Source organism: Erythrobacter sp. R86502 (assembly GCF_042466465.1).
Lineage (GTDB): Bacteria > Pseudomonadota > Alphaproteobacteria > Sphingomonadales > Sphingomonadaceae > Erythrobacter.
Genome location: NZ_JAXHCJ010000001.1, coordinates 603,389 through 620,148 on the forward strand (window position 1 = coordinate 603,389; position 16,760 = coordinate 620,148).

Consider the following 16,760-nt stretch of genomic DNA (forward strand, 5'->3'; position numbering starts at 1 on the left):
AAGGGAGCGGATCAAAGCCCAAGCGCGGCTGCGATCAGCGCTTCCTGCTGCGATTTGTGACGACTGGCGAGCCCGGTCGCGGGCGAGGCTGCGGCATCACGGCCCGCGAAGACCGGACGCATACCGGTGTGCCCCGAAGCGGTGAGCGATTCCTCAATCCGTTCGTTCACAAAGAACCATGCGCCATTGTTGCGCGGTTCTTCCTGGCACCACACCACCTCCTGAAGGCCGGTCATGCGCTGCAAACGCACCGCCAGCGGATCGCCGGGGAAGGGGAACAGCTGTTCGATACGGACGATCGAGACATCATCCTGCCCTGCCGCATCGCGTGCTTCGATCAGGTCATAGGCGACCTTGCCCGAACACAGCACCAGACGGCGGATTTTGTCGTCCGCGATGTGCTTCGTGTCGGACATGATCCGCCTGAACTGCCGATCACCCTGAAACTCTTCGCGGCTGCTCTTGGCCATCGGGTGGCGCAGCAGCGACTTGGGGCTCATGATGACAAGCGGCTTGCGGAAGCTGCGCAGCATCTGGCGGCGCAGCACATGGAAGTAGTTGGCGGGGCTGGTGATATTGCACACGCACATGTTGTCGTCAGCGCACAGCTGCAGGAAGCGTTCAAGCCGCGCTGAGGAGTGCTCAGGCCCTTGGCCTTCGTACCCGTGCGGCAACAGCATCACGAGGCCATTGGCACGCAGCCACTTGCTTTCGCCTGACGCAATGAACTGATCGATCATGATCTGCGCGCCGTTGGCAAAGTCACCAAACTGCGCTTCCCACAGCACCAGGCTGCGCGGATCGGCCATGGCAAAACCATATTCGAAACCGAGCACGCCATATTCCGACAGCGTGGAATCATGCACTTCGAACTTGCCATGCGGCAGCGTGCTGAGCGGCACGTATTTGCGTTCGGACTTCTGATCGACCCAGACGGCGTGGCGCTGCGAGAAGGTGCCGCGGCCCGAATCCTGGCCCGACAACCGCACCGAATAACCTTCCATCACCAGACTGCCGAACGCGAGCGCTTCGGCAGTGGCCCAATCAAAGCCGTCGCCAGCGGCAAACATTTCACGCTTGGCCGAAAGCACGCGGTCCAGCGTCTTGTGAACGTCCAGATCGGACGGAACTTCGGTCAGCACCCGGCCGAGCGAATCGAGCATCTTGGGTTCGATCGCGGTTTCGACCGAGCGGCGTGCCGTTTCGGGGTCAGCGGGCTTGTTCAGACCGCTCCAGCGCCCGCCGAACCAATCGGCTTCGTTGGGCTTGTAGTTCTTGCCCGCTTCGAACTCTCCTTCGAGCAGCGCGACAAATTCGCTAGCCATGCGTTCGCGCGTGCCCGCTTCGATCACGCCTTCGCCGATCAGGCGGCCTTCATAAGCCACGCTGACCTTGGGGTGGGCGCGAATCTTGTCGTACATCAGCGGCTGGGTGAACTTGGGCTCGTCACCTTCGTTGTGGCCGAAGCGGCGGTAGCACCACATGTCGATCACCACGTCGCGGTGGAAGGTCTGGCGGTATTCGACCGCGAGCTTGCATGCGAAGGTCACGGCTTCGGGGTCGTCGCCGTTGACGTGCAGGATCGGCGCCATCACGCCCTTGGCGACATCGCTGGGATAGGGAGAAGACCGTGCAAACTTGGGCGAAGTGGTAAAGCCGATCTGGTTGTTGATGATAAAGTGGATGCAGCCGCCGGTATCGTATCCCGGCACGCCTGACAGCGAAAGGCTTTCCCACACCACGCCCTGACCAGCAAAGGCGGCGTCACCGTGGATCAGCACGGGGAGAACCTGCGCTTTCTTGGCCAGATCGTCACGGATCGCCTGCTGCGCGCGGGCCTTGCCCAGCACCACGGGGTTGACCGCTTCAAGGTGCGAAGGGTTGGGCACGAGGCTCATGTGCACTGAGATGCCGTCGAACTCGCGGTCGGTCGAGGTGCCGAGGTGATACTTCACGTCGCCCGAACCGCCGACATCATCGGGATTGGCGCTGCCGCCTGAAAATTCGTGGAAGATCACGCGGTAGGGTTTCGCCATCACGTTAGCGAGCACGTTCAAACGCCCGCGGTGGGCCATGCCGTAGATAATCTCGCGGACGCCTGCGCTGCCGCCGTGCTTGATAACGGCTTCAAGCGCCGGGATCATCGATTCCCCGCCATCAAGGCCGAACCGCTTGGTGCCGACATACTTCTTGGCGAGAAACTCTTCGTATTGCTCGCCGCGCAGCACCGCGGCGAGGATCGCTTTCTTGCCTTCGGGCGTGAACTGGATCGTGTCGCCGGGGCTTTCGAACTTTTCCTGCAGGAAGCGCCGTTCATCGGTGTCGGCGATGTGCATGTATTCAAGGCCGACCTTGCCGCAATAGACCTCGCACAGCCGATCGTGCAGCTTGCCCACCGTGGTCCATTCCATGCCGAGCACGCCGCCGACATAGACCTCCTCCTGTTCCTTGCCCGCAAGGCCGTGCCACGCCAGCGTCAGATCTTCGGGGCCTTCGCGCTTGCTGAGGCCCAACGGATCGAGCTGGGCTGCCATGTGCCCGCGGACCCGGTAGAGCCGCACCAGTGTCATCGCTGCGATCGACAGCGCTGCTGCCTTTTCAACCGACTTGGGATCGGCAGGCTTGCCCGCGTCCTTGGCCGCCTGCTTCACCGCAAGCTTCATCTCGGTCGGGTCCATCGCCGCGACCAGATCGGACGCGCTGTCGGCCAGCGTGTCGAGCCAGCCGCGCTTGGCCCACGAAGGGCCGGGCTGCGGGCCTTCCTGATCGGCGAAGGCGGGGATGAAATTCTGCGGTTCGTTGCCCATGGTGGGGACTCCGGGGGAGGAGGAAGGATGGCCCCCCGCTCAGTGCGAGCGAGGGGCCGGTATTCAGTTAAGCCATTTCTTTCAGCATCGCGGCGAGCGTGGTGCCGAGTTCCGAAGGCGAGGGGCTGACGCGGATGCCTGCATCTTCCATCGCTGCAATCTTGTCTTCCGCGCCGCCCTGACCGCCAGAAACGATGGCGCCCGCGTGGCCCATGCGGCGGCCCGGAGGGGCGGTGAGGCCCGCGATGAAGCCAACCATCGGCTTCTTGCGGCCCTTGGCGGCTTCAGCCTTGATGAAGGCGGCGGCTTCTTCTTCGGCCGATCCACCGATTTCGCCGATCATGATGATGCTCTCGGTCTCCGGATCGTCGAGGAACAGGTCGAGCACGTCGATGAAGTTGGTGCCGTTGACCGGGTCGCCGCCGATGCCGACCGCGGTGGTCTGGCCGAGGCCCGCCATGGTGGTCTGGTGCACGGCTTCATAGGTGAGCGTGCCCGAGCGCGAGACGATGCCGACGCTGCCCTTCTTGAAGATGTTGGCCGGCATGATGCCGATCTTGCATTCGTTCGGGGTCAGCACGCCGGGGCAGTTGGGGCCGATGAGGCGCGACTTCGAGCCTGCGAGCGCACGCTTGGCGCGGACCATGTCGAGCACCGGAATGCCTTCGGTGATGCAGATGATCAGCTCGATCTCGGCATCGATCGCCTCGCAGATCGCATCAGCGGCGAACGGCGGCGGCACGTAAATGCACGAGGCAGTCGCGCCGGTCGCAGCCTTGGCTTCGCGCACGGTGTTGAACTGCGGCAGGCCGATATGCGTGGTGCCGCCCTTGCCGGGAGTCACGCCGCCGACCATCTGCGTCCCGTAATCGAGCGCAGCCTGGGTGTGGAAGGTGCCGGTGTTACCGGTCATGCCTTGGGTGATGACCTTGGTGTCTTTGTTTACGAGGATGGACACTAGCAAGTTCCTTTACAGTGAAAGACGGTAAGATTCGCAGCCGGTGTTCCCGGCGGCGCTGTGTTATCTTTGATCGGAGCGAATACAGGCGGCAGAAACTCCCAGCGGCCACCGGTCCCGTCGCCATAGTCCTCGGTGATGCTGACTTCGCCGTTCTGCCAACGAAAGCCGTGAGGCGTTTCGATCCGCGGAGCGAAATCCTGATCAAGAGATGCCACAGCGCGGCTGATTTGTTCGAAATCCTCTTCAGGGGATTGGGCAAGAACCGAGCAGAACTTACCGTCACCTTCCTTCGAAAGCGCAAGCAAAGCCGGAGAGTCAGCTCGCTCGAACACTTCAGGCCAGTTTGCAGGATTCAACACTGGATCGCCTTGCGAATCCACTGCTGACCTGTTCTCGCCTTCCTTGAAGTATTGAGCCGCCTCTCCAACGAATTTCAGCAAATCATCGGGATAGGGGCGAGGCCGCCAGCCAGCCGCACGTAGATTCTTCGACGATGACGCAAAATCCTCGCTCTCATGAACGGCGTTGATGCAGTCACCCAAAGCGACCGAAACGTCGTCAACAGATGCAGGCGCTAATTTCCAGATCGTGTAGGGACGTTGCCCACCCTGCAGCTGTTCCAATGCGGTAGGCTGCGGCGAACCTTCGCCACAAGCGGAAACCGCAAAGGAAACTGCAAGCAAGGCGGCGGAATTACGCAAGCGAGCTATCCAGCGCCTTGCACGCCTCGAGCAGTTCCTTGACCGCATCGACGCTGACGCCGAGGTTCGTCTTTTCCTCGTCGGTCAGGCTGATCTCGATCACGTCCTCTGCGCCGCCTGCGCCGATCACCACCGGCACGCCGACATAGAGGCCATCGACGCCGTACTTGCCGTCAACCTGCACCGCGCAGGGCAGGATGCGCTTCTGGTCGTAGAGATAGGCTTCGGCCATCGAAATGGCGCTGGTGGCGGGCGCATAGAAGGCCGAGCCGGTCTTGAGCAGCGCGACGATCTCGCCGCCGCCCGAACGGGTGCGCTGGACGATTTCGCCGAGGCGATCCTCGGAAATGCCCTTGATCTTCGCCATGTCCGCAACCGGGATGCCGTTGATCGTGGAGTAGCTCAGCACCGGCACCATCGTGTCGCCGTGGCCGCCGAGCACGAAGGCGTTCACGTCCTTCACCGAAACGCCGAATTCCCACGCGAGGAAGGTGGCAAAGCGCGCCGAGTCCAGCACGCCGGCCATGCCGACGACCTTGTTGGCGGGCAGGCCCGAGAACTCGCGCAGCGCCCAGACCATCGCATCGAGCGGGTTGGTGATGCAGATCACGAAGGCATCGGGGCAGTTGGCAGCAATGCCTTCGCCCACGGCCTTCATCACCTTCAAATTGATGCCGAGAAGATCGTCGCGGCTCATGCCGGGCTTGCGGGCGACGCCAGCGGTGACGATCACGACGTCAGCGCCCGCGATGTCGGCATAGTCGTTGGATCCGGTGATGGAGGCGTCGAAGCCTTCGACCGGGCCGCACTGCGACAGATCGAGCGCCTTGCCCTGCGGCACGCCTTCGACCACGTCGAACAGCACGATGTCGCCAAGGCCCTTCAGGGCCGCGAGGTGGGCGAGCGTGCCGCCGATGTTACCGGCGCCGATGAGGGCGATTTTCTTGCGGGCCATGAAGTCGACGTCCTTCCCTTATTCATCGGGACGACAAAAACGCGCACATGTGCTGGCGCCAACCCCCGTCCCAAGCGGCATGGCACCCGTTACATGGGGCGCGGTAGGCCGCTGTAAATCGGATTGCAACCGTCAAAAGGTCCAAGCTACGAACAATCTTTGCAAATAGTTCGCAGTTGCATTAATGACTTCGAGCGATCGCTTCAGGGAAACCCCTTGTCGCAACTTCCGTAACGGCAAGGCTCGCTTTCTATTCGCAAAGCATTCGCGCTGCCAGTCTGCGATCGAACATCCGTGTAACGGCAAGCCAGTGGGTTTGCCCCTCCGCGTCCCCGCTGCGTGCGGCCTCGGCGGCGGCATCGACGGCGGCTTCGGCGGCTGCCAGCCCGTAGATAGCGAAGTGCCGCAACGCATCGGTCAAAAGCGGGTCGAGCGATGTTGCAGCGACCCCGATGCGCCCGTCCGGGAAGGCATTGTCATTGGCTGCCCGCGCCAGCGCCGGCGCCACCAATCCGCGCCCTGCCGCGCGCCAGCCAAGTTTGCGGACAGGGTGATTGGCGGAGGCAAATCGGATGGACATGGAGCGCGAATATTCCCGTTCTGAGGACCGCATCATTTGGCGTGCGGCCAGGCTTGGGCGCTTTAACTGTCGGCCGCTAAGGCTTGGTGTGGCAACAAGGTTGAGACGCGCTTAACCGTATCGGGGCGCGATTTTCAACGGCTTATTGACCGGCCGATTCCGAAGGCGCCGCCGCGGGCGAGACAGGAGATCCTGCGCCGGGCTGGGTCTTCCACCGACCTGAGCGGGCAAATGCGGGTTTGACCGTACCCGTGTCCGCATAGGGTTCGCTAGGTGTGGACGATGCAGACAGCGCGGCAGCTGCAGGGGCCTGAATACGGTCCGAAGCCTGTCGTTGCTGCGCTGCGGGAGCAAGGTCGTAGGCGATCACTGGACGCCCTGCCGTTCCTGCGACGCTGATCGTGTCGCCAGCCTGCATTCCGGTGGTGCGGCCGCTGACTATGGGTTCCAGCCCGGCATAGGAGGTCGTGAACGCTGCCGAACGGCCGCCTGCGCCGCGGTTGCGATAGAATTGGTGCGCGCCAATCGAGCCGATATGATCCAGCGTGCGTGCCCAATAGGGGTTCACCCAAAGCGTATGGTAATGCGTGGCAAGGCCGACGGGCGCATAGACCGCGCCGCCCAGCGCATCGGCGGCAATCCGCTGCGCATGCGCCCAGCCGGAGCCTGATGGCCCCCGTGCCAGGCTGCCATCGCAGGTGAAGGTGAACTGGCACCCGGTCGAACGCTCTGCCCCCTGATAGACGACACCGCACACGCTAGACGGCCAGCCCGGATGTGCCACGCGGTTCAGCACGACCTGCGCCACGGCGCGCTGGCCCGCTTCGCTTTCGCTGGCGGCTTCGTACCAGATCGCCTGCGCCAGACATTCCGCGGCACGTGCATGGGTGATCCCGGTGCCGGGCGAGAAGAATGGCCGCGCTGCTGCACCAACATCGATCAGCGCGCCAAGTTCGCGTCCGCTTTGCGCGCCGGTTGCCAGCGGGTCGTCTGTGGGAAGCGCGATCAGAGCCGTACCGGCAGGGTCCGCCATGTAGAAAAAGGCCGAACCGGGAAAGCTCATCCCGGGATGTTCGAACGGCAAGGCCGCCCGTGCGGCCTGTCGGGTCGCCAGTGCCGCGGTGCTTTCTACCGCATCGCCCGGCAAGGTGGTGAGGCCGCCGCCTGTCATCCCCGGCGCGGCCATGGCGGGCACGGTGATCGCGGCAATCAGCACTGCAACCCGTTTGCGCCAGGTGTTGCCCAGCCGTGGCCAACCAGCAAACGCTGTCACGCTGAGGGGGAGGGAGGGGCGCCAAAATGTCATAATCAGGCCGCCGCCTTAGACGGGCGCTGGCGCCGGGGCGAGCGCGCCGCACCGCCGCGTCCCGTTTCCGGACAGTTGCGCACCGGCCCTTAACCCGTTGCGCCGCCGGGCCAGCCGCCGTATCGCCGCGCAGGACATGGCGCGCAATCGCATCAGCTTTGAGGGGGGAGTTGCCTTGCGGTGCGCAGCATTTGCGGCAGCGATGCTGATGGCTGCGTGTGCGCCCGATACGCCGCACAGCCGAACCCCAGGTGACGCGCCCACGATCGTCAGCCTCAACCCGTGCCTTGATGCCATCCTTGTCGAGATCGCAGGGCCGGATCAGGTGCTGGCCCTGTCACACTACAGCCGCGATCCTTCCGGCAGCTCGATCCCGGCTGCAACGGCAGCGCGCTACGGCGTTACGGGCGGCACGGCTGAAGAGGTGATTGCGCTGCGGCCCGATCTTGTGCTGGCGTCGATCTACCTTCCGCAACCCACCCGCACCGCGCTTGAACGTGCTGGCCTGACAGTCGCAACCTTCGGCAGCCCGGTTACGATCGCCGAAAGCGCGGCGCAGGTGCGCGAGGTCGCCACGCTTGCCGGCCATGCTTCGCAAGGCGCCATGCTGGCGGCCCGTATCGCCGCCGCCCCGCGCCCGTCGCCATCGCATACGCCAATCAACGCCTTGCTGTGGCAGCCGGGTGAGATCGTCGCGGGCGAACAGACGCTGATTGCTGAATTGCTGCATCAGGAAGGCTTTGCCAGCCACGGCGCTGCGCGCGGATTGAAACAGGCCGACAGGGTTACGCTCGAAGGTCTGCTGTCCGAACCGCCAGAGTTGCTGCTGGTCGCAGGTGATGCGCCGGGTCAGCGTCACCCGCTGTTGGCGCGGGCATCGCCAGGGATGCAGGTTGCTGCGTTCGATCCGGCGCTGCTCTATTGCGGCGGGCCGACCATTCCCAGGGCCCGTGCCCGGTTGCGTGCGATCCGCGCTGAGGCGGAGCGCAGCCTGTGACCCGCGCCAATCTTGTCTTTGCGGCTCTGCTGGGGCTGTTGGTGCCGTTGTCGCTGCTGGCCGGACGGGTGTGGATCGCGCCGTGGTCCGATGACCATGCCAATGCTGCGCTGATCCTTGGCGAATTGCGGCTGCCGCGCGCGATGCTGGCAATCACTATCGGTGCCGGACTGGGCGCAGCAGGCGCGGCGATGCAGGGATACCTGCGCAATCCGCTGGCCGACCCCGGCCTGTTCGGTATTGCGCCGATGGCGGCGTTGGGCGCGGTGGCTAGTTTCTGGTTGGGCACGGCTATTCCGCCCGCGCTTGCGGCTTGGGGCCTCCCGCTCATGGCATTGGCAGGCGCAGGGGCGGGCATGGCCTTACTGGCGTTGATCGCAGGAAGCACATCGGATGACGCTGCGGGCGGCGCCGGCGGGGGCATTGCCCTGTTCACGCTGGCGGGCCTGATGCTGGCAAGTCTTGCAGGCGCTCTCACCGCGCTGGCCATCACGCTGGCGCCCAATCCCTTTGCTCTCAGTGAAATCGTGCTGTGGCTCAATGGCGCGCTGACAGATCGTTCATGGCGCGAAGTCGCCATTGTCGCGCCGCTTACCGCAGCCGGGATTGCTGTTCTGGCATTGTCGGCGCGCAGCCTGGACGCGCTGACGCTGGGTGAGGAAGCGGCGCGATCGCTGGGTGTGGAGCCGCGCCGGTTGCTCGCGCTGCTGGTTGTCGGGGTGGGACTGACCGTTGGTGCTGGCGTGGCGGTGGCGGGCATCATCGGCTTTGTCGGACTGGTGGTGCCGCATCTGGTGCGTCCGCTGACCAATCGCCTGCCGTCGAACCTGATTGTGCCAAGCGCATTGGCGGGGGCCTGTCTGGTGCTGGCCGCGGACAGCATCGTGCGCATTTTGCCGCTGGTAACCGAATTGCGCCTTGGCATTGCGCTGTCGCTGATCGGCGCGCCGTTCTTCGGCTGGTTGCTGCTGCGGATGCGGCGCGGGCGGTTGTAGATGCTAGCGGCACGCAACCTTACCCTGAAGCGCGGCGGGCGCGTGGTCGTTGCCGATGTGTCGGCGACGCTTGAACCTGGAACCATAACCGCCATTGTCGGCCCCAACGGAGCGGGCAAATCGTCATTTCTGTTGGGTCTTGCCGGTCTGCTGACACCGGCAAGCGGAACGGTTGCGCTTGAACATGAAGATCTGGCGCAACTTCCTGCCCGAACCCGCGCAACCGCCATCGGCTATCTGCCGCAATCGCCCGATATCGCCTGGGATGTGGCAGTAGAGGCGCTGGTCGCGCTTGGTCGCCTGCCACGCCGCGACAGGGGCGCAGAGGCGATCGAGTCCGCGCTTGGCGCGCTGGCGCTTGCCCCGCTGCGCCATCGGCCCATCAGGCAACTTTCCGGCGGTGAACGCGCACGCGCGCTGCTTGCCCGGGTTCTGGCAGGCGAGCCGCGCTGGATCCTTGCCGATGAACCGCTGGCTGCGCTTGATCTGGCGCATCAGTTGAGCCTTGTTGCTCATCTCAAAGCGTGTGCGGCAGCAGGGCAGGGGGTGGTGTTGGTTGTGCATGATCTTGCCATCGCAAGAAACCATGCCGACCGCGTTCTGGTGCTGAAGGATGGCAGCTTGATCGCCAACGGCCCGCCCTCAACCGCGTTGTCGCCTGACGTGATTGCACTGGGTTGGGGGGTCAGGGCGCAGTGGCTGGGTCAATCGGGTGCCATGGCCTTGGCGGCAGCCGCGGAACCGGAACAGATGAAGCGGCAAATCTGACAGCCAAATTCTTCCGTTCCGGCCCCTACCGGGTGCGTCGTGCGGCCAGGTTGCGACCCTGCAAAGGACCCGGCCAAAAGCGCGAAGCGCACATGTGCCTTGCCCAAGAGCGCGCCTGTGACGACTTGAGATTTTCTGTAGTCTTAAATAAGTGCCTGAAAAACATAGGTAGAAAATCGGACGGCTGGGCAAAGCTTCTGAATTTTGTGCGTTTTGCGGGATACCGCGGCGCCAAACATGCCAAGGATTAAAGCCACGCATTGGCCCGCAATACCGGTCAGGGATGGGCAATCGGTCTTGCGTTTGCTTACGGCGATCCGCCGCCATAATGGGGCAGCGCGGTACTCGGCGAATGTTGCGTGTCGGAAACCGATCCGCGCTCCACCCGTTGCACTTGCACTGCGCATCACCACTTAGGCGCTGTTGCGGCAAACCCTGATACGCCGCTCTTGACCCACGCGAACATTTCCGGAACAGATCACCTTCATGAGCCTTACGACCATATCGGTGCGCGGTGCGCGCGAACATAACCTCAAGGGGATCGACATTGATCTGCCGCGCGATGCACTGATCGTGGTGACGGGTCTGTCGGGTAGCGGCAAATCCAGCCTCGCCTTCGACACCATCTATGCCGAAGGCCAGCGGCGTTATGTCGAGAGCCTGAGCGCCTATGCGCGCCAGTTCCTCGAAATGATGCAGAAGCCCGATGTCGAGCACATCGACGGCCTCAGCCCTGCGATCAGCATCGAGCAGAAGACGACGAGCCGCAATCCGCGGTCGACCGTGGCGACCGTCACGGAGATTTACGATTACATGCGCCTGCTGTGGGCGCGGGTGGGTACGCCCTATTCGCCCGCTACTGGCCTGCCGATTTCGGCACAGACCGTCAGCCAGATGGTCGACCGGGTGATGGAACTGCCCGAAGGCACGCGCCTTTATCTGCTTGCCCCCGTGGTGCGCGGGCGCAAGGGCGAATACCGCAAGGAAATCGCCGAATGGCAGCGGAACGGCTTCACCCGCGTGCGGATCGACGGCGAAATCTATGCGATCGAAGATGCCCCCGCGCTCGACAAGAAGTTCAAGCATGACATCGAAGTGGTGGTCGATCGGATCGCGGTGAAGGACGGCATCCAGACGCGGCTGGCCGAAAGCTTCGAACAGGCGCTCAAGCTGGCCGAAGGGCTCGCCTATGTCGATCTCGCCGATGGCGTGGTGCCGGGCCGCGAGGATGAGGCGCAGGCCGGCAAGGCGATGAAGGGCGCAGGCCTCGCCGCCAACCGCATTGTCTTCTCCGAAAAATTCGCCTGCCCCGTCAGCGGCTTCACCATCGAGGATATCGAACCGCGCCTGTTCTCCTTCAACGCCCCGCAAGGCGCCTGCGCCGCGTGTGACGGGATCGGCGAAAAGATGCTGTTCGACCAGCAGTTGGTGGTCCCGAACGAGGCGCTGACGTTGAAACAGGGCGCGGTGGTGCCGTGGGCCAAGTCGAACCCGCCGTCGCCCTATTACATGCAGGTGCTGGCGTCGCTGGCGAAGGCGTATGGCTTCAACCTCACCACCCCCTGGACCGACCTCGCGCCCGAACAGAAGCTCATCATCCTGCACGGCACGGGCGGGATGCCGGTGCCGCTGACCTTCAAGGATGGCCGCCGCGAATACACCGTCAACAAGGCGTTCGAAGGCGTGATCGGCAACCTGAACCGCCGCCTGATGCAGACCGAAAGCGCGTGGATGCAGGAGGAGCTGTCCAAGTACCAGACCGCGCAGGCATGCGAAGTGTGCGGCGGCAAGCGGCTCAATGAAAAGGCCCTCAGCGTCAAGATCGCCATGACCGACATCGCCACCCCCGTCGCGATGAGCGTGTCGGACGCAAAGGCATGGTTCCTCGCTCTCGACGCGCAGCTGACCCCGCAGCAAAGCCAGATTGCCAAGGCGATCCTCAAGGAAATCAACGAGCGGCTCGGCTTCCTCGACAACGTCGGCCTAGACTACCTCAACCTCGATCGCACTTCCGGCACGCTGTCGGGCGGGGAGAGCCAGCGCATCCGCCTAGCCTCGCAGATCGGCTCAGGCCTTTCAGGTGTGCTGTATGTTCTCGATGAACCCAGCATCGGGCTCCATCAGCGCGACAACGACCGGCTGCTCGAAACGCTGAAGCGCCTGCGCGACCTCGGCAACACTGTCATCGTGGTCGAGCATGACGAGGACGCGATCCGCACCGCCGACTATATCGTCGACCTCGGCCCCGGCGCAGGCGTCCACGGGGGCGAGATCGTCGCGCAAGGGAACCTGAAGCAGATCCTGAAAGCCAAGGGGTCGCTCACCGCCGATTATCTCACCGGCAAGCGCAAGATCGACGTGCCTACCAAGCGCCGCAAGGGCAACGGCAAGAAGATCGTGGTGAAGAACGCGCGCGCCAACAATCTGAAGGGCGTGACGGCCAAGATCCCGCTGGGCACCTTCACCTGCATCACCGGCGTTTCCGGCTCAGGCAAGTCATCGCTCACCATCGACACGCTGCAGGCCGGCGCGGCGCGGGCGCTGAACGGGGCGCGGGTGATCGCCGGCGCGCATGATGCCATCACCGGGCTCGAACATTGCGACAAGGTGATCGAGATCGACCAGTCCCCCATCGGCCGCACCCCGCGATCGAACCCCGCCACCTACACCGGCGCCTTCACCCAGATCCGCGACTGGTTCGCGGGGCTCCCCGAAAGCCTCGCGCGCGGGTACAAGCCGGGGCGCTTCAGCTTCAACGTCAAGGGCGGCCGCTGCGAAAAGTGCCAGGGCGACGGCCTCATCAAGATCGAGATGCACTTCCTCCCCGACGTTTACGTCACCTGCGAGGAATGCGGCGGCAAGCGCTACAACCGCGAAACGCTCGAAGTGAAGTTCAAGGGCCACTCGATCGCCGACGTGCTCGACATGACGATCGAGGATGCCGAGGAGTTCTTCAAGGCCGTCCCCCCGATCCGCGAGAAGATGCGGATGCTGAACGAGGTGGGGCTGGGCTACGTCAAGGTCGGCCAGCAGGCGACGACGCTATCGGGCGGCGAGGCGCAGCGCGTCAAACTCGCCAAGGAACTCGCGCGCCGCTCGACCGGGCAGACGCTCTATATTCTCGACGAGCCGACCACCGGCCTCCATTTCGAGGATGTGCGCAAACTCTTGGAAGTGCTGCACCGGCTGGTGGAGGGCGGCAACTCGGTCGTGGTGATCGAACACAACCTCGACGTGATCAAGACCGCCGACTGGATCATCGACTTGGGCCCTGAAGGCGGCGTGCGCGGCGGAGAGATTGTCGCGGAAGGCACGCCCGAACAGGTGGTGAAGGAGCCGCGCAGCTTTACGGGGCAGTATCTGACGCCCTTGCTGCAAAGATAGGCAATCACGCCTGTCCTGGGCTTGTCGAAGGAGTGTAAAGGCGCCGCAGAGCACACGACCCCTTTCCTACACCCTCCAAATCGCCATACCCCTCCGCCCGCGCCAACCCATCCGCGCAGCCCGCACCCGCTCTCCTGCCCGGCGTAGGCTCACCGCAGCCTGACGCGGGCAGAGGGCATCCTTGCGGCGGCTCGGCATGGGCGCGCGTTTGTTCTCTTGTGCAGGAGACACGCGGATGATTGCCTCTCGTGAACTTGAACCCGTCAATACGCAGCCTGCTGACCCACGGCGCAGGTTGCCCGATGGGCCGACCGACTGGTGTGATCCCACCGGTCTTGCCTTTGCGGCGCGCTGGCAGGCGCATGTCGATGCGGGGCGGATCGGGCGTGGGGGTGATGCTTGCGCCGATGCGCGCGCGATTGTTCTGGCGAATGAATGGCTGATGTTCGGGCGCCAGCGCACCATCCTCGACTGACACCCGCACCCGCATTCGTTCTCATAACCGCCAACATCGCCGCGCCTCATACGGGCGCAGGCGGGCGCGATGCATTGTGCGGGTCTGCGCGCTTTTCCCGCCACGTTACAGGAGATGCTTCCCCATGACCGTCCCCCATACCGAAAACCCGATTGCCCCTGCCGCCGCGCCGCTTGCGGTGCTGGCGCCCGCCGATGCCGCAGGCGCGTTACCCCCCGCGGTGCAGGCGGCCTTTCTGGAGGCGCTGTCGCAGTGGGGCAATGTCCGTGCTGCCGCGCAGCAGGCGGGGGTGAGCCGGGCGCATTGTTACCGCTTGCGCCGCGCCTCGGCCCCGTTTCGCGAGCTGTGGGATGCCGCGCTGCTGATTGCGCGGCCGCAGGTGGAAGAAGTGCTCGCCGACCGGGCGTTGAACGGAGTGACCGAAGCGGTGTTCTACCACGGCGAGGAGGTGGCGACCCGCACACGCTTTGATGCGCGGTTGCTGCTGGCGCATCTGGGGCGGCTCGACCGGTTGGAGGCTACCTTTGCGATCAAGCGCGCAGGGCAGGAGTTTGACGAGCGGCTGGAGCAGCTGCGCAATCCCGCGTTGTTCGATGCCTGGGATGATGCGGACGACGATGATGCGGATGAGGACGCGGATGATGACTTCGATTGGGATGGCGCGCTCGCATCTGATGACAGCGCGTTTGGTGACGATGCGGCCTGACGATGCGCGGCGCGCGGTGGTTCAGGTTTTTGGTTCCTGAACAGTGTCTCATGTGTCTCCTACACGGACACGCGGGCGCTGTGATCAGCCTTCGATGACGGCGAGTTCGACATCGGCGTGGCCGCGGGCGACCATGCCCAGTTCGTCGGCGGCGGCGCGGCTCACGTCGATCAGGCGGCCGCGGGTGAAGGGGCCGCGGTCATTCACGCGCACCACGACGCTGCGGCCGTTGGCAGGGTTGGTGACGCGCAGGCGGGTGCCGAAGGGGAGGGTGCGGTGCGCAGCGGTCATCGCGCTGTTGTCGAACCGCTCACCACTGGCGGTGCGGCGGCCGTTGAACCGGGCGGCGTAATAGGATGCGCTGCCGCGGCCAAGCCGGGTTTCGACCGGGGCTGATGCGGCGGTGTTGTCGTCCGATGCTTGCATGGGGGCGGCTTCGGGGGCGGGCTGGACGGGCACGATCTCGACAATCGCGGCGCTGGTCGCGGGGGAGGGGGTCATGCTCTCGGCTTCGGCGGTGGTTGCCGATGATGCGGCAATCGGCGCGAGGCCGATCAGACCCGCGATGGCCAGAGCATGGATCCCGAAGCGGGCGGTGCTGCGCGCCGTGTGGCTGCGGATAGGAAGTCGTGTCGACATGGGGGGGGCCGATAAAGCGACCCCCCTAACAAAGGCAAACCAGGTTAGGCTTTCATCGCCGGAGCCCATCAACTCGCCAACGAGCTGCCGCAAAAATGCGACGAACCGTTGGAACAAGTGGGGGCGAACAGGGCTTTAGGCGCCAGCGTTCGGCAGCGAATCGCCAGCGTCGCGCTATCAGGCGTCGCGGTTGCGGCGTGCCAGAAGGCGCAGACGCAGGCCGTTCAACTTGATGAAGCCTTCGGCGTCCTTCTGGTCATAGGCGCCGGCATCGTCCTCGAACGTGACGTGAGCTTCGGAATAGAGCGAGTGGGGCGACTTGCGCCCGACAACGCTTGCCAGGCCCTTGTAGAGCTTGAGCCGCACGGTGCCGCTGACCTTGTCCTGCGAATGGTCGATTGCGGCCTGCAGCATCTCACGTTCGGGAGAGAACCAGAAGCCGTTGTAGATGAGTCCGGCATAGCGCGGCATCAGCTCGTCCTTGAGGTGCGCCGCGCCGCGGTCCAGCGTGATCTGCTCGATCCCGCGGTGTGCACGGGCGTAGATTTCGCCGCCCGGCGTCTCATACATGCCGCGCGACTTCATGCCGACGAAGCGGTTCTCGACAAGATCGAGGCGGCCGATACCGTGCTTGCGGCCCAGATCGTTGAGCGCGCTAAGCAGTGTCGCCGGGCTCATCGCCTCGCCATTAAGCGCAGTGCCATCGCCGCGTTCGAAATCGACGGTGATGTATTCGGGAACGTCGGGGGCGTCCTCAGGGTTGACGGTGCGCGAATAGACGTAGTCGGGGGTCTCATCCCACGGGTTCTCGAGCACCTTGCCTTCGGACGAGGTGTGCAGCAGGTTCGCGTCGGTCGAAAACGGGCTGTCGCCGCGCTTGTCGCGGGGCACCTGGATCTGATGCGCTTCAGCCCAGGCGATCAGCGCGGTGCGGCTGGTCAGGTCCCATTCGCGCCACGGAGCGATGACCTTGATGTCGGGATCGAGCGCGTAGGCACTCAGTTCGAAGCGCACCTGATCATTGCCCTTGCCTGTCGCGCCGTGAGCGATGAAGTCCGCGCCGGTCTGATGCGCGATCTCGACCAGGCGCTTGGAAATCAGCGGACGGGCGATGCTGGTGCCGAGCAGGTAGTCGCCTTCATACCGGGCGTTTGCGCGCATCATCGGAAAGACGAAATCACGCACAAACTCTTCGCGCAAGTCTTCGATGAAGATGTGTTCATCGGGAATGCCCATTGCCTTGGCCTTGGCGCGGGCGGGTTCGATCTCCTCGCCCTGACCCAGATCAGCGGTGAACGTCACGACCTCCAGCCCACGTTCCACACTCAGCCACTTGGCAATAACGCTGGTATCAAGCCCGCCCGAATAGGCGAGAACGACTTTCTGGGGCTGAGCCATGACGGTTTCCTCGGATTTCAGATTGCGCGCGCACCTAACAGCGCACGGGGTCCGGGGCAATCGCGGTTTCCAAGCTGGGGATGACAGC

Annotated in this window: 14 protein-coding genes; 6 read left to right on the top strand and 8 right to left on the bottom strand. The window is 64.2% G+C overall.

The window, feature by feature from the left end:
* Nucleotides 1-11 precede the first annotated feature (11 nt).
* The 6 genes from SJY33_RS02900 to SJY33_RS02925 form a co-directional block, all read right to left on the bottom strand.
* Entirely contained in the window at nt 12-2,807 is a 2,796-nt protein-coding gene (locus SJY33_RS02900; RefSeq protein ID WP_379921038.1) for a 2-oxoglutarate dehydrogenase E1 component, read from the bottom strand.
* Nucleotides 2,808-2,874: 67 nt separating this feature from the next.
* Nucleotides 2,875-3,765 (bottom strand): succinate--CoA ligase subunit alpha, encoded by an 891-nt coding sequence (sucD, locus tag SJY33_RS02905; protein ID WP_379921039.1) that lies wholly within the window; start codon nt 3,763-3,765, stop codon nt 2,875-2,877.
* Entirely contained in the window at nt 3,765-4,469 is a 705-nt protein-coding gene (locus SJY33_RS02910; RefSeq protein ID WP_379921040.1) for a hypothetical protein, read from the bottom strand. Before SJY33_RS02910 ends, sucD begins: the two co-directional genes overlap by 1 nt.
* Nucleotides 4,462-5,424 (bottom strand): malate dehydrogenase, encoded by a 963-nt coding sequence (gene mdh / locus SJY33_RS02915; protein ID WP_379921041.1) that lies wholly within the window; start codon nt 5,422-5,424, stop codon nt 4,462-4,464. The genes SJY33_RS02910 and mdh overlap by 8 nt, the downstream gene beginning before the upstream one ends.
* A 250-nt stretch (nt 5,425-5,674) precedes the next feature.
* Nucleotides 5,675-6,004 carry a hypothetical protein gene (locus SJY33_RS02920; protein ID WP_379921042.1) on the bottom strand — a complete coding sequence of 110 codons (330 nt, stop codon included), beginning with the start codon at nt 6,002-6,004 and terminating at the stop codon, nt 5,675-5,677.
* A 142-nt stretch (nt 6,005-6,146) separates the two neighbouring features.
* A complete protein-coding gene (locus SJY33_RS02925; RefSeq protein ID WP_379921043.1) occupies nt 6,147-7,310 on the bottom strand; it encodes a cell wall hydrolase in 1,164 nt (387 codons plus the stop codon).
* A gap of 136 nt (nt 7,311-7,446) precedes the next feature.
* On the opposite strand from SJY33_RS02925, the gene SJY33_RS02930 reads away from it, so the two are divergent.
* From SJY33_RS02930 to SJY33_RS02955, 6 genes are all read left to right on the top strand, one after another.
* Nucleotides 7,447-8,307: an ABC transporter substrate-binding protein gene (locus tag SJY33_RS02930; protein WP_379921044.1), complete on the top strand. Its 861-nt coding sequence runs from the start codon at nt 7,447-7,449 to the stop codon at nt 8,305-8,307.
* Nucleotides 8,304-9,302, top strand: a complete 999-nt coding sequence (locus tag SJY33_RS02935) for a FecCD family ABC transporter permease (protein ID WP_379921045.1) — start codon at nt 8,304-8,306, stop codon at nt 9,300-9,302. The genes SJY33_RS02930 and SJY33_RS02935 overlap by 4 nt, the downstream gene beginning before the upstream one ends.
* Nucleotides 9,303-10,070 (top strand): ABC transporter ATP-binding protein, encoded by a 768-nt coding sequence (locus SJY33_RS02940; protein WP_379921046.1) that lies wholly within the window; start codon nt 9,303-9,305, stop codon nt 10,068-10,070.
* A gap of 486 nt (nt 10,071-10,556) precedes the next feature.
* Entirely contained in the window at nt 10,557-13,454 is a 2,898-nt protein-coding gene (gene uvrA, locus SJY33_RS02945; protein ID WP_379921047.1) for an excinuclease ABC subunit UvrA, read from the top strand.
* Nucleotides 13,455-13,689: 235 nt separating this feature from the next.
* Nucleotides 13,690-13,929, top strand: coding sequence for a hypothetical protein (locus SJY33_RS02950; protein WP_379921048.1), 240 nt, complete (start codon nt 13,690-13,692; stop codon nt 13,927-13,929).
* Nucleotides 13,930-14,053: 124 nt separating this feature from the next.
* A complete protein-coding gene (locus SJY33_RS02955; RefSeq protein WP_379921049.1) occupies nt 14,054-14,635 on the top strand; it encodes a hypothetical protein in 582 nt (193 codons plus the stop codon).
* 84 nt (nt 14,636-14,719) lie between these two features.
* Here SJY33_RS02955 and SJY33_RS02960 read toward each other — a convergent pair whose 3' ends face one another.
* Both SJY33_RS02960 and SJY33_RS02965 read right to left on the bottom strand, forming a co-directional pair.
* The gene (locus tag SJY33_RS02960) at nt 14,720-15,274 is read right to left on the bottom strand and encodes a septal ring lytic transglycosylase RlpA family protein (protein ID WP_379921051.1); all 555 of its coding nucleotides are present in this window, start codon (nt 15,272-15,274) and stop codon (nt 14,720-14,722) included.
* A gap of 177 nt (nt 15,275-15,451) precedes the next feature.
* Entirely contained in the window at nt 15,452-16,672 is a 1,221-nt protein-coding gene (locus SJY33_RS02965) for an argininosuccinate synthase (protein WP_379921052.1), read from the bottom strand.
* Between the last annotated feature and the right edge of the window lie 88 nt (nt 16,673-16,760).

What these genes read in the sequence shown, in the direction of transcription:
- SJY33_RS02900 (WP_379921038.1), bottom strand. Translation starts at nt 2,807, where the DNA reads ATGGGCAACGAACCGCAGAATTTCATCCCCGCCTTCGCCGATCAGGAA.
- mdh (WP_379921041.1), bottom strand. Translation starts at nt 5,424, where the DNA reads ATGGCCCGCAAGAAAATCGCCCTCATCGGCGCCGGTAACATCGGCGGC.
- SJY33_RS02920 (WP_379921042.1), bottom strand. Translation starts at nt 6,004, where the DNA reads ATGTCCATCCGATTTGCCTCCGCCAATCACCCTGTCCGCAAACTTGGC.
- SJY33_RS02925 (WP_379921043.1), bottom strand. Translation starts at nt 7,310, where the DNA reads ATGACATTTTGGCGCCCCTCCCTCCCCCTCAGCGTGACAGCGTTTGCT.
- SJY33_RS02930 (WP_379921044.1), top strand. Translation starts at nt 7,447, where the DNA reads ATGGCGCGCAATCGCATCAGCTTTGAGGGGGGAGTTGCCTTGCGGTGC.
- SJY33_RS02940 (WP_379921046.1), top strand. Translation starts at nt 9,303, where the DNA reads ATGCTAGCGGCACGCAACCTTACCCTGAAGCGCGGCGGGCGCGTGGTC.
- uvrA (WP_379921047.1), top strand. Translation starts at nt 10,557, where the DNA reads ATGAGCCTTACGACCATATCGGTGCGCGGTGCGCGCGAACATAACCTC.
- SJY33_RS02950 (WP_379921048.1), top strand. Translation starts at nt 13,690, where the DNA reads ATGATTGCCTCTCGTGAACTTGAACCCGTCAATACGCAGCCTGCTGAC.
- SJY33_RS02955 (WP_379921049.1), top strand. Translation starts at nt 14,054, where the DNA reads ATGACCGTCCCCCATACCGAAAACCCGATTGCCCCTGCCGCCGCGCCG.
- SJY33_RS02960 (WP_379921051.1), bottom strand. Translation starts at nt 15,274, where the DNA reads ATGTCGACACGACTTCCTATCCGCAGCCACACGGCGCGCAGCACCGCC.
- SJY33_RS02965 (WP_379921052.1), bottom strand. Translation starts at nt 16,672, where the DNA reads ATGGCTCAGCCCCAGAAAGTCGTTCTCGCCTATTCGGGCGGGCTTGAT.